This window comes from Mycolicibacterium lutetiense (assembly GCF_017876775.1).
Lineage (GTDB): Bacteria > Actinomycetota > Actinomycetes > Mycobacteriales > Mycobacteriaceae > Mycobacterium > Mycobacterium lutetiense.
On record NZ_JAGIOP010000002.1, the window covers coordinates 1,573,191 to 1,585,887 of the forward strand.

At 65.5% G+C, this 12,697-nt stretch carries 12 protein-coding genes and 1 other RNA gene; 3 read left to right on the forward strand and 10 right to left on the reverse strand.

What is annotated here, in order from left to right; translation table 11 throughout:
- Positions 1-30: 30 nt before the first annotated feature.
- From JOF57_RS30970 to prfB, 9 genes are all read right to left on the reverse strand, one after another.
- Positions 31-1,725, reverse strand: coding sequence for a hypothetical protein (locus JOF57_RS30970; RefSeq protein WP_234938154.1), 1,695 nt, complete (start codon positions 1,723-1,725; stop codon positions 31-33).
- On the reverse strand, positions 1,722-3,197 hold the full coding sequence (locus JOF57_RS16845; protein WP_234938155.1) for a tyrosine-type recombinase/integrase: 1,476 nt from the start codon (positions 3,195-3,197) through the stop codon (positions 1,722-1,724). Before JOF57_RS16845 ends, JOF57_RS30970 begins: the two co-directional genes overlap by 4 nt.
- 103 nt (positions 3,198-3,300) lie before the next feature.
- Positions 3,301-3,672: a transfer-messenger RNA gene (gene ssrA, locus JOF57_RS16850) on the reverse strand.
- 104 nt (positions 3,673-3,776) lie between these two features.
- Positions 3,777-4,268, reverse strand: a complete 492-nt coding sequence (smpB, locus tag JOF57_RS16855; protein WP_209918319.1) for an SsrA-binding protein SmpB — start codon at positions 4,266-4,268, stop codon at positions 3,777-3,779.
- Positions 4,269-4,278: 10 nt separating this feature from the next.
- Positions 4,279-5,175 (reverse strand): permease-like cell division protein FtsX, encoded by an 897-nt coding sequence (ftsX, locus tag JOF57_RS16860; RefSeq protein ID WP_209918321.1) that lies wholly within the window; start codon positions 5,173-5,175, stop codon positions 4,279-4,281.
- Entirely contained in the window at positions 5,176-5,865 is a 690-nt protein-coding gene (ftsE, locus tag JOF57_RS16865; RefSeq protein ID WP_209923443.1) for a cell division ATP-binding protein FtsE, read from the reverse strand.
- 40 nt (positions 5,866-5,905) lie between these two features.
- A complete protein-coding gene (locus tag JOF57_RS16870) occupies positions 5,906-6,448 on the reverse strand; it encodes an Rv3103c family proline-rich protein (RefSeq protein WP_209918323.1) in 543 nt (180 codons plus the stop codon).
- Positions 6,445-7,392 carry a mechanosensitive ion channel family protein gene (locus tag JOF57_RS16875; protein ID WP_407666578.1) on the reverse strand — a complete coding sequence of 316 codons (948 nt, stop codon included), beginning with the start codon at positions 7,390-7,392 and terminating at the stop codon, positions 6,445-6,447. The genes JOF57_RS16870 and JOF57_RS16875 overlap by 4 nt, the downstream gene beginning before the upstream one ends.
- A 13-nt stretch (positions 7,393-7,405) precedes the next feature.
- Entirely contained in the window at positions 7,406-8,515 is a 1,110-nt protein-coding gene (gene prfB, locus JOF57_RS16880; protein ID WP_209918327.1) for a peptide chain release factor 2, read from the reverse strand.
- 150 nt (positions 8,516-8,665) lie between these two features.
- Here prfB and JOF57_RS16885 point away from each other — a divergent pair, with 150 nt between their 5' ends.
- A complete protein-coding gene (locus tag JOF57_RS16885; RefSeq protein WP_209918329.1) occupies positions 8,666-10,036 on the forward strand; it encodes an FAD-dependent oxidoreductase in 1,371 nt (456 codons plus the stop codon).
- Here the strand turns inward: JOF57_RS16885 and JOF57_RS16890 are convergent, their stop codons facing one another.
- Complete coding sequence (locus JOF57_RS16890; RefSeq protein WP_209918331.1) at positions 10,037-10,369, reverse strand: hypothetical protein; 333 nt, start codon at positions 10,367-10,369, stop codon at positions 10,037-10,039.
- 23 nt (positions 10,370-10,392) lie between these two features.
- Here JOF57_RS16890 and hisN point away from each other — a divergent pair, with 23 nt between their 5' ends.
- Positions 10,393-11,175, forward strand: a complete 783-nt coding sequence (gene hisN / locus JOF57_RS16895; RefSeq protein WP_209918333.1) for a histidinol-phosphatase — start codon at positions 10,393-10,395, stop codon at positions 11,173-11,175.
- 99 nt (positions 11,176-11,274) lie between these two features.
- Entirely contained in the window at positions 11,275-12,672 is a 1,398-nt protein-coding gene (locus JOF57_RS16900) for an acyl-CoA dehydrogenase family protein (protein ID WP_209918335.1), read from the forward strand.
- Positions 12,673-12,697: the final 25 nt, after the last annotated feature.

The window sequence follows — 12,697 nt, forward strand, 5'->3', positions numbered from 1 at the left end:
CTGCGGAGCTTCGCGGGGATGCTCCGGCTGTCACGATGCCGGGTCTTCCGGGACGCCGCGCATGTCGTTGAGAACGCCTGCGTCGATCGGTGTCAGGTTCGCGCGCTGGCGGGCGTGCTGGACCTGCTCGGGGCTAAAGGCGGGCAGGACTACCTCGGTAATGGTGTCGTAGATGGGTTTCCAGTGCGTCTGCCAGGTTCCCGGGTCGGCGGCGCGGTCGGGATGTGCCATGTCCTGAATCGCAAGAGCGGCTGGCAGGTGGTGCAGGGTGATGAGGGCGTTGGGGCATGCGAAGCAGGTGCCGGTGATGGACTTGCTGCAGACGGCTCCCTTCTTCTCGTAGGGGCTGTCGAGAGGGTCGCGGCATCCGGTGTGCGGTCCGTCGAGCTGGCCGGCCACCAGAGCGCTGGCGGTGTCCGGGTCGATCCCGGGTGCGTCGACTCCGGCTCGCATGGCCTGTTCCGCTTCTGGGGTCACGATGGTGGGACCGCTGATGGCGCTGTCGAACATGTCGTTGACGCTGTCGATGAGAATGCGGCCGGCTTCGCCGCGGAGAACCGTGCTGTTGGTGTAGTGGCCGAAGAAGGTCTTCGCGGAGTGGCGGCGCCCGTTCGCCAGGTAGGACTTGGGGTCGGCGAGCACTTCGCGGGTCGTGGCCACCTTGCGCAGCCGTGCCCAATGGTTGGAACCCGATAACGGGAGATTGTTCCGCTCGGCGATCTCAGACAGCCGGTAGGTCGCACGCTGCCACGGTGGTTGCCTCACTGTTCCGCGAGCGTCCTTCATGAGGATCAGCGACGGATGACCAGATTCCGAGCGAGCTGCGGCGTTGAGCATCAACGCCCATCGAAGCGCGGTGAACGGTGCTGTGTCGCGGCGGGCGTACACCTCGTCGTAGGTCTCATGTGCGCGGTTCTTGGTGTATCGGACGCGAAGCAGTTCGATGAGGTCGTTCTCTGCGAGGTAGCCGAGTCTGTCGATCGGCGGCAACGCGGTCACGGAGTTCTCAACTGCGGGGTCGGCAGTGGCTTCGATGTCGTGAATGGACAGGGCGCGGAGCACTTCGGGAGGTTCGCCTGTTGCAAGGCTGAGTAGTACGTGCGTGGCGGTCTGGACGTCGATGTCGCTGATGCCCCGGTCCGGCTGAGACAGGGCGCTTTTCACCTTCTGATAAGCCCACCGGCGCCATGAGCGGGTCTCCTGCTCGTTCAACGGTGGCAGTCCGTCGTTGCGGTGGTGCCATAGACGCGGCTGCCGCGCCAACCGGTCGGCGACCTCCTTGTGCAGCGCACCTGGGTGATCATCTTCGTGCCGACGAAGGAGCGCGAAGACATGTACGACCTTCCGATAGGCGGTGTCTGACTTCGCTTCTCGGTGGCGCGCCAGCATATTGAGTTCCCACAAGTCCAGATGTGCGCGGCGCAAATCACGTACCGCAAATGTGGTCTTACCCTCGTCAGTCAGCGGTAGAGCCCCAATCGACCGCAGCATGTCCACGAGCCCGGCCGTGAGCGCCGACTCATCTCTGCCGAACTCCGTGATCACTTGGAACCAAGTCGCGGCGAGTTCCGCCGCGATGACCGGCGTCTCGAAAGTTGCCGGGTCGATGGTCACCGCCCGCCGATCGTCATAGTCGATCCACTCGTAGGTGAACGTGCCGTCGTTGAGTGCTGGCGGCCTTGCAGAATTCGCGGGCACTTCGGGGGTGGAGTAGGACCCTTTCACTGAACGGCTCCGGTGGCGGGGCTGGCGTCCGGCTCCCAGTCGTCATCGATGGTCTCGGCGTCGGGGCCTGGATCAGATTCGGTGTGTCCGACAAGGTCAGCTGCGGTTGCCGCGAGCGCGGCCGGGACGTTCTCAGTCCATGTTTCTGCGGCGTGGAGGTAATGCATGGTGGTCTGGACGCTGGCGTGGCCAAGAAGTTCCTTGACGGTCAGCACGGGGTTCGCGAGCAGCAGGTAGGGGTCTCCGGCGCGTTGTCGGCCTTCTTTCATGAGCGCGGCCAGCATTCGCACCGCGTAGGAATGTCGCATCGTGTGCGGTGTCACGTGTACGTGGCGGGGCGGCTGGTCTCGGTGATCGGAGTGGCGGACTCGCTCTCGAGCGTCGGCGAATAGTTGGTTCCAGCGTTCGAGACCGGGTGGGAGCCCGGTGCGGGACACGAATAGCGCGAGTGGGTCGATGGTGCCGTCATCGAGGACGCGGACAGCTTGGCCTCGGTTCTGATTGGTGAACCGGACCAGCGGAATGCGCTGGGATCCCTTGGCAACGTAGAGTTTTCCCCGCCGCTCGATCAGAGCGTCGATCACCAGCAGTGAGCCTTCGCGGACCTTGGCGCGGAGGCTTCGTTGTGCCGCCTGCGCGATGCGGTGTCGTTCAGTCTGGCGGTAGAGGTCGGCGGCGTGGGCTACGTGCGCGGTGATGTAGATGGATCGGACCACCTGCTTCTTGCCGAGCCGGTCGAAGATGTGGACGGACTCGGATCCCATCGTGTTCGGGACCGGCACCTCGGTGTCGAGGAGAAACGCGCACTCCTCACGTCGTAGGCCTGTGGTTGCGAGTAGCAGGCCGTACACGTAGTCCCGTTCGGGGTAGCCGGGCGCACCCTCCAGGTCGTAGCCGTCACCGCGGAGGCCGACTTCGAGGAAGTGTTTGGTCTGGGCCGCCTTAAGGAAGCGCGCTTGCCGCTCGCGCCGTGTCCGGGAGATGAGGGTGTTGCGGTTGTTGCGGCCCCAGCGAGGGATCGGGTCCTTCTCCATCCAGCCGACCTGGGTCGAAAAGTAGAAGAAGGAAGAGAAACAGCCGAATTCGGTGGCCAGCGTGGTGTCCTGGACTTCCTGCTGGCGGGCATCGCGGTAAGCGGTCAGATCCTCGGTCGTGGTGGCGGTGAGGTCGACCAGTTCCCCGCCGCGGCGCGCTCGGACGAACCGGAGCAGCCGGGCGAGGTGGTAGGCGTGGAAGGTCCGCAGGCTGTCGAGGTCGTAGGCGCGTTGACGCCACGCGGTCAGTAGGTAGGTGTTGAGCCGGTCGCAGCTGGTCAGCGAGCCGTCGTCATCGACGATGAACGGAAGGCCGTCCGGGATGTCGTGGCGGTCGAGCGTCTGCACCACCGACGACCACGGGAGCGACGCCGCGCCGCCGGGAGCGCGGAGCACTTCGTGCGCATCAGTGCTTCTCTGAACCGCGACTATCCGCATACAGAAACCTCCTTGCCGACTGTGCATCCAGTGGTACTCCACGGGTATGACACTTTTGCTCGTCGGCAAGGAGGTCTCAGATATGAAGTTGTCTGTACTCCATTCGTGGAGCTGCCGGGAATTGAACCCGGGTCCTACGGCATGTCCTCGAGGCTTCTCCGTGCGCAGTTCGCTATGTCTCTACTTGGATCTCCTGCTCACGCGAACAAGTCAGGATGACGATCCCAGTCACTGTTTGATGTCCCCGTACATCCCGTGACCGGACGTATGGGTTTGTCCCTCTAGCTGATGCCAGGGTCCGGGCCGAGGGCGCTCCCGGTCTGACAGACACGCAGTCGCTACTTAGGCAGCGAGGGCGTAGTCGCGCTGATTGGAATCGGCGCTTAATTGGTTGCAACGACGCTTACGGTGGTCTCTTGCCTGCACCGGCACGCTTCCCTTGATTTGATGCGCGAAGTCGAATCCGATCAGCCCCTCGCATCCCTGCCGACTTTCGGCAGGACGATCAATGGTACGTCACAGCCAACGGCGAACGCCAAGTGATTATTCCGAGCCGTTCTTCGTGTCGCTCGCGGCGCTTCAGGACATGCCCTTGGAGCGGCGGCCGAGCTCGCGAGTGATCTCCCGGTCGGCATCGCGCTTGGCCAGGTCGTGGCGCTTGTCGTGGGCCTGCTTGCCGCGGGCCAGCGCCAGCTCGACCTTGACCCTGCCGTCGGAGAAGTACATCGACAGCGGCACCAGGGTCAGGTTGCCATCGCGGATCTTGCCGATCAGGTTGTCGATCTCCCTACGATGCATCAGCAGCTTGCGGTTGCGCCGCGGCGCGTGGTTGGTCCAAGTGCCGTGGTGATACTCCGCGATGTGCACGTTGCGCAGCCAGATCTCGCCGTCGTCGACGGTGGCGAACGCGTCGGCCAACGAGGCCTGCCCTTCACGCAGGCTCTTGACCTCGGTACCCATCAGCGCGATCCCCGCCTCATAGGTATCGAGGATCGTGTAGTTGTGCCGCGCCTTGCGATTGCTGGCCACAATCTGCTTGTTGCCGGCAGGGCTGGATTTCTTCGTCGCCACTAGGCCACAACTACCTTCGTATGTAGAGCCGCAGCGTCACGTAGGCGGTAACGCCGGACATCGCCAGACCGAGGAACAGCATCCACGGTGCGCTGAAGTAGAGCACGTCAGCGTAGTCGACTCTGGCAATCAAATTCGACTGATAAAACTGGTCGAGCGCCTTCTCCAGGAACACCGCTCGCACCACGATCAGCCCGACGATCGCGATCACCACGCCGATCAGGGCCGCGATCATCGCTTCCACGAGGAACGGCAGCTGGGTATACCAGCGGGTCGCACCGACCAGACGCATGATGCCGATCTCGGTGCGCCGCGTGTACGCGGCCACCTGGACCATGTTGGCGATCAGGAGCACCGCGCCGATCGCCTGCACCAGCGCCACCGCGAACGCGACGCTACTGAGGCCGTCGAGCACGGCGAACAACCGGTCGATCAGATCCTTCTGGTTGAGCACATTGAGCACCCCGGGCTGGCCCTGCATCGCCTTGTCGAACGCCTCGTGCTGCTCGGGGTCGTTGAGCTTGACGATGAACGACGCCGGGAACGCGTCCTTGCCCGCGACATCCTTGTACTGGGGGAACTTCTTGATCGCGTCCTCGTAGGCCTGGTCGCGGTTGAGGAAGCTCAGCGAACGCACGTCGTCGCGGTCGTCGATCAGGCGGTACAGCGCCTTGCACGCATCGCCGTCGCAGTTGGGGTCGTTGGCCGAGATGTCGTCGGTCAGGAACACCTGGCTCTCGACCCGGTCCAGGTAGATGTCGCGGGACTGGTCGGCCAGCCGGATCACCAGCAGGCCACCACCGAACAGCCCGATGGAGATGGCGGTGGTCAGGATCATCGCCACCGTCATCGTGACGTTGCGACGAAGCCCGGTCAGAACTTCATTGACAAGAAATCCGAAGCGCACTTAGCGATCCATTCCGTAGACGCCGCGCTGCTCATCACGGATCAGCCGGCCGAGTTCGAGTTCGACGACCCGCTGGCGCATGGAGTCGACGATGTGATGGTCGTGGGTGGCCATCAGCACCGTGGTTCCGGTGCGGTTGATCCGTTCCAGCAGATCCATGATGTCCTTGCTGGTCTCGGGATCCAGGTTTCCGGTGGGCTCGTCGGCGATCAGGACCAATGGGCGGTTGACGAAGGCCCGCGCGATGGCGACGCGCTGCTGCTCACCACCGGACAGTTCGCTCGGCAACCGGTTGGCCTTGCCGGACAGGCCGACCATCTCCAACACGTCCGGGACCACCCGGTTGATCACCTCGCCGCGCTTGCCGATCACCTCGAGCGCGAACGCCACGTTCTCGAACACGGTCTTCTGCTGCAACAGCCGGAAGTCCTGGAACACGCAGCCGATGACCTGCCGCAGGCTCGGGACATGACGGCCGGCGAGTTTGTTGACGTGAAACTTGGACACCTGGATGTCACCGGTGGTGGGCGTCTCGGCTGCCAGCAGCAGCCGCATGAACGTCGACTTGCCCGAACCCGACGGGCCGATCAGGAAGACGAACTCACCCTTGTCGATTTTCAACGAGACGTCGTCGAGCGCTGGACGCGCCGAAGACTTGTAGTGCTTCGTCACGTGGTCGAGGGTGATCATCACGGCACGCCAGTGTAGCGGGGCCAAAGCATCCGGCTGGTCAGGCTATCGCGGCAATGTCCGGGGCTGCCGGCTCTTGGCCCGGTTGGCGCTCCTCGACCGGCGGGTTCGGGGCTGCGCCTGGGAGCACCGGCAACGTGATCGGCGGGATCAACCCGGGACCGTCCGGATCGATCACTGTCGTCCGCGGAGCGCCCGGCGGCGGCGTGGTGGGACTCGTCGGCGCACCGGGGGTGGCGGTCTCGGTGGTCTCCGGCGTCTCGGTGGGCGTCTCGGTCGGCGTGGTGGTCGTCGGGATCGTGGTCTCGGTCGTCTCCGGCGTCACGGTCGGTGTCGTGGTGCGGGGCGCCTGCACCTTGGTGCGCGGCACCCAGGTGTAGTCGGGATCGGGCACGAACCCGGGCGGCACCACCTGGGTGTCAGGCGACTGCGGCACGGCCTGCGTAGGCCGGTACTCCTGTTGCACCCACGACAGCGCGATGAACACCACGATCAGGACCACTGTCGACGTGCGAAGCCGACCCACCCGGCTGTGCCAGAGCTTGGTCGCACCCTCGGTCAGCCGGGTGAAGTCGATCCTCACTTCTTCGGCTCCTGCCCCGTGACCGCCTGCGCCTCCGCGACAGTGGTCGGATGGTTGACATCTCCCGCCGCGGCGATCGACGCGTCAGACGACGTCACCACCCCGGCCCGGCGCAGGGCACGCACCACCCGCACACGTAACCGTCTGCCCACGTCGAACTGTTTGCCGGGCAGGGTGCGTGCCACCATCCGCAGATTGACGGTGTCGAGCCCGATGCTCTCGACGCCCATCAGTTGCGGCTTGTCGAGCAGCAGCTTGGACAGCTCGCCGTCTTCGGCCGCCTGCTCGGCGACGTCGTTGAGCACGTCGTTGACCACGTTGAGGTCCACGCCGACGGGCACCGGAATGTCGATGACAGCTCGCGCCCAGTCCTTCGACAGGTTCAGTGCCTTGACGATCTGCCCGTTGGGCACGGTGTACATCTCACCTTCGGATGACCGCAGCTTGGTGACCCGCAGCGTGACGTCCTCCACCGTGCCCTCGGCTTCGTTGGCCGCTGCGATGGTCAGCCGCACGAGGTCGCCGAAGCCGTACTGCTTCTCGGTGATGATGAAGAAGCCGGCGAGCAGGTCCTGCACGATGCGCTGCGCACCGAAACCCAGCGCAGCGCCGAGCACTGCGGCCGGGGCAACCAGGGAGGCGACCGGCACCTGGAGGGCGTCGGTGACCTCGACGAGCACGATGATGAACAGCACAGCCACCGACACCCACGAGATCACGGAGGCGACCGCCTGCCGGTGCTTGGCGCTCTCCGAGCGCACCAGCTGATCGCTTTCCTGGTACTCGGCGTCGATCCGGCGCACCACCCGTTGCGCGGCCCAGTTGATGAATCGCGCCGCCAGCAGGCCGCCGATGATCAGCAGGGCGATCCGCAGCCCGGTGGTCAGAATCCACACACCGATCTCGCCGGCCCAGAAATCGTGCCAGCGGGCGGCGAGGGACATGGTCAGCAGCGTATTAGTCGTCGTCATCTTTTCGGTTGCGCCATCTGATTCCTGCCTCCAGGAATCCGTCGATGTCCCCGTCCAGGACCGTGGTCGGGTTTCCTACTTCGTACTCGGTGCGCAGATCCTTCACCATCTGATACGGGTGCAGCACATAGGAGCGCATCTGGTTGCCCCACGAGCTTCCGCCGTCGCCCTTGAGCGCGTCCATCTCGGCCCGCTCTTCCAAACGCTTGCGTTCCAGGAGACGTGCCTGCAGAACCCGCATCGCCGCGACCTTGTTCTGCAGCTGCGACTTCTCGTTCTGACAGGTCACCACGATGCCGGAGGGGATGTGGGTGAGCCGGACCGCGGAGTCGGTGGTGTTCACCGACTGTCCACCAGGGCCGCTGGACCGGTACACGTCGACGCGAAGGTCGCCTTCGGGGATCTCGATGTGGTCCGTGGTCTCCACGACCGGGAGCACCTCGACGTCGGCGAAGGAGGTCTGGCGCCGGCTCTGGTTGTCGAACGGGCTGATTCGCACCAGTCGGTGGGTGCCCTGCTCGACCGAGAGGGTCCCGTAGGCGAACGGGGCGTGCACGGCGAAGGTCGCGCTCTTGATCCCCGCCTCCTCGGCGTAGGACGTGTCGAACACCTCGACCGGATAGCCGTGCTTCTCGGCCCATCGGATGTACATCCGCATCAGCATCTCGGCCCAGTCCGCGGCGTCGACGCCACCCGCGCCGGAGCGGATCGTGACGACGGCCTCCCGCTCGTCGTACTCCCCCGACAGCAGGGTGCGGACCTCGAGGGTCTCGATCTCTTCGCGAAGCTTGGCGAGCTCGGCATCGGCCTCGGCGAGCTCGTCTTCGCCACCCTCTTCGGCTGCCAGCTCGAACAGCACCGGCACATCCTCGACTCGCTGGCGCAGTTCCTGCACACGGCGCAGTTCACTCTGCGCATGCGAGAGGTCACTGGTGACCTTCTGGGCCCGCGACTGGTCATCCCAGAGCTTCGGATCGGAGGCCTGCTGCTCGAGCATGTCGATCCGCTGGCGCAGGCCATCGATGTCGAGCACCCGCTCCACGGTCGTCAGGGTGGTGTCGAGTGCGGCTATGGCGGCTTGGCGGTCTGGATCCACGAATGTTCAGGGTACCCGGCGGCATTTCGGCGGCAGTTCTCTCCGACTCGCGGCAGCGCAGACGATCTGTGTTTAAAGTCGGGTGGTACTCGGCCCAGCACGTCACCGGCCGGGTCTGTGATGGTTTTCCGCTCGTTAAGAAGGCAGGGTATGCGCCCATATCACGTAGCGATCGTCGGCTCCGGCCCCTCGGGATTCTTTGCTGCCGCATCGTTGCTGAAGTTCGCCGATCTCCCCGACTCCGATCGCGACGTGCGCGTCGACATGCTCGAGATGCTGCCTACCCCGTGGGGGCTGGTGCGCTCGGGGGTGGCGCCCGACCATCCGAAGATCAAGTCGATCAGCGCGCAGTTCGACAAGACCGCGGCCGACCCCCGGTTCCGGTTCTTCGGCAACATCAAGGTCGGCGAGCACATCACGCCGGCCGAGCTGGCGCAACGCTACGACGCGGTGGTCTATGCCATCGGTGCACAGTCCGACCGGGCGCTGCACATCCCCGGGGAAGAGTTGCCCGGCAGTGTGGCCGCGGTGGATTTCGTCGGCTGGTACAACGCCCATCCGCATTTCGACGGGATGGCACCCAATCTGGCGGGCGGACGGGCAGTGGTGGTCGGTAACGGCAACGTCGCCCTGGACGTGGCCCGCATCCTGGTCAGCGACCCACAAGCCCTGGCCAACACCGACATCGCCGAACACGCGCTGGCCTCACTGGACACCCGCGGAGTGGAAGAGGTGGTCGTGATCGGACGCCGCGGCCCGTTGCAGGCGACGTTCACGACGCTGGAACTGCGCGAACTGGGCGACATGGAGGGACTGGGAGACGTCGACGTCATCCTCGACCCGGCCGATTTCGCGGGTATCACCGACGAAGACCTCGAAGCCGCCGGCAAGACCGTCAAACAGAACATCAGAGTGCTGCGCAAGTACGTCGACGAGCCACCTCAAGAAGCCAAGCGGCGCATCGTGTTCCGCTTCTGCACCTCCCCCATCGAATTGCGCGGTGAGGATCGGGTCGAGTCGATTGTGCTGGGCCGCAACGAGCTTGTCCGCGATCAGGACGGACGCATGGTGGCCAAGGACACCGGGGAGCGCGAGGAGCTGCCCGTCCAGCTGGTGGTGCGGGCGGTCGGCTACCGCGGCGTACCCACCCCGGGTCTGCCGTTCGACGAACGCTCCGGCACGATCCCGCACACCGACGGGCGTATCGACGGCAGCCGCAACGAATACGTGGTGGGCTGGATCAAGCGGGGACCGTCCGGTGTGATCGGCAGCAACAAGAAAGACTCGCAGGACACCGTCGATACCCTGCTCGGCGATCTTCGGGCCGACGAAATCGACGAGCGAGGCCCCGAGTACGGCCACGAACTGGCCGAGTGGCTGTTGAATCAGCAGCCCGCCCTCGTCACCGATGCACACTGGCAGCTGATCGACGCGCACGAGCGGGCCGCCGGCGAGTCAGTCGGCCGGCCCCGCGTCAAGCTGGCGAGCGTGGCCGAACTGCTCCGGATCGCCCACGCCTGATCAGGCCGGCGGTGGCTCCGCGGGCGCGAAGGCCCACTTGTCCGGATTGCCCGGTGAGTAGACAACGGGGAACAACGCGCCCATGGCCGGCCACTCGTTCACGTCGACGGCCATCCGCTGGTATACGACGTGCTCGCTGACCGTCGGCCCGGTGATGACGCCGGTGATCGTGACGTACTGCTCCCCGGGGACGTCCGGGCGCGGGCTCACCCCGGTCACCAGCAACGTGCCGTGCGCCAACTCACCGCGAATTCCGCGGCGCCGCATGATTCGTGGCGCCAATAACAGCACCAGCGCACCCACAAGCAACAGAAGTATGCCGATTTCCCACACCAGGCCATGGTAGGACTGCACGCATGGGTAGCACCGCAGAAGACATGGCATTGGCCCTCGAATTGGCCGATCAGGCCGACGCACTGACCATGGATCGCTTCGGCGCGCTCGATCTGCACATCGAGACCAAACCCGACCTGACGCCGGTCACCGATGCCGACCGCGGAGCCGAGGCAGCGTTGCGCACCGCGCTGGCCGCAGCCCGCCCGGACGACACGGTGTTCGGTGAAGAATTCGGTGGGACAACGACATTGGCCGGCCGCCAATGGGTGATCGATCCGATCGACGGGACCAAGAACTTCGTCCGTGGCGTCCCGGTGTGGTGCACCTTGATCGCGTTGCTCGAAGACGGCGTCCCGACCGTCGGCGTGGTGAGTGCACCGGCACTGGCCCGCCGGTGGTGGGCCGGGCTGGGTCAGGGCGCATTCGGCTCCTTCGCCGGGGCGACCCGCAAGCTGTCGGTGTCCGGGGTCACCGACCTCGCGTCGGCAAGCCTGTCGTACTCGGACCTGACCACCGGGTGGGAACACCGCCGGGACAGCTTCGTGGCGTTGACCGATGCGGTGTGGCGGGTGCGCGCCTACGGTGACTTCTGGTCGTACTGCATGGTCGCCGAGGGTGCGGTGGACATCGCCTGCGAACCCGAGGTGAAGCTGTGGGACATCGCTCCGCTCGACATCCTCATCCGCGAGGCCGGCGGCACGTTCAGCAGCATCGACGGCGCCCCGGGACCACACGGGGGTAGCGCCCTGGCCACCAACGGATCACTGCACAAGGCGGTGCTGGACAGGCTTTCGGCGGGCTGATCTCGCCGGCGGTGCTGTGAAGTTGGTAACAGCCGCCGTACCTTACTCCGGAGTAAGATACGGTCAGATGCGTCGCCACGACCAGCAGAGGCAGCCGACATGACCAACACCCTGCCGTCCAAGCACGGCACCCCCTCCCGTCCCTCCAGCTCCGGCCAGCAAAGCGCGGTCGGACTGCACAAACACAAGCGGACCGCGACCGACATCGGGTTGGCGCTGATCACGCCCCTCGTCGGCCAGGAATTCCTGGACCGCTACGGCCTGCGCGATCCGCTCAACCGCGGTCTGAAATACGGTGTCCAGCACGCATTTTCGACCCTCGGCGCGGCCACCCGGCAATTCCAGAAGGTCCAGGGCCTGGGCAAGGCTCCGACCCGACTGAAGGCCAGCGGGGCCGACTATTTCGACCTGACCCCCGACGAAGACCAGCAGATGATCGTCGAGACGGTCCGGGAGTTCTCCGCCGAGATCCTGCGACCGGCCGCGCATGACGCCGACGAAGCCGCGGCCTACCCCGCGGATCTGATCGCCAAGGCCGCCGAACTGGGCATCACCGCCGTCAACGTGCCCGAAGACTTCGACGGCATCGCCGAGCACCGCAGCACCGTCACCAATGCGCTCGTCGCCGAGGCGTTGGCCTACGGCGACATGGGCCTGGCACTGCCGATCCTGGCACCCGGCGGCGTCGCCTCGGCACTGACCCACTGGGGCAGCGCCGACCAGCAGGCGACCTACCTCAAGGACTTCGCCGGCGACAACGTGCCGCAGGCCTGCGTGGCGATCGCCGAACCGCATGCCTTGTTCGACCCCACCGCGCTCAAGACCACCGCGGTACGCACCCCGAGCGGCTACCGCCTGTCCGGGGTCAAGTCGCTGGTGCCGGCCGCCGCCGATGCCGAATTGTTCATCGTGGCAGCACAATTGAACGGTAAGCCGGCGTTGTTCATCGTCGAGGCCTCATCGCCCGGGCTCACGGTCAAGGCCGATCCGAGCATGGGTATCCGTGCGGCCTCCCTCGGTCAGGTCGAACTCGACAACGTGGCGGTGCCGCTGGGCAATCGTCTCGGTGAAGACGGCGCGTCCGATCAGGATTACTCGGAAGCCATCGCCCTGTCCCGGCTGGGCTGGGCCGCGCTGGCCGTCGGCACCTCACATGCGGTGCTCGACTACGTCATCCCCTACATCAAGGAACGTACGGCCTTCGGCGAGCCGATCGCCCACCGTCAGTCGGTGGCGTTCATGACCGCCAACATCGCCATCGAACTCGACGGCCTGCGACTGATCACCTGGCGCGGCGCCGCCCGCGCCGAGCAGGGCCTGCCGTTCGCCCGTGAGGCCGCACTCGCGCGCAAACTCGGCACCGACAAGGGCATGCAGATCGGCCTGGACGGCGTCCAACTGCTCGGCGGTCACGGTTACACCAAGGAACACCCGGTCGAGCGCTGGTACCGCGACCTGCGGGCCATCGGCGTCGCCGAAGGTGTTGTCGTTATCTAGCCCGGCGCCATTCCTCTTCCTGAGC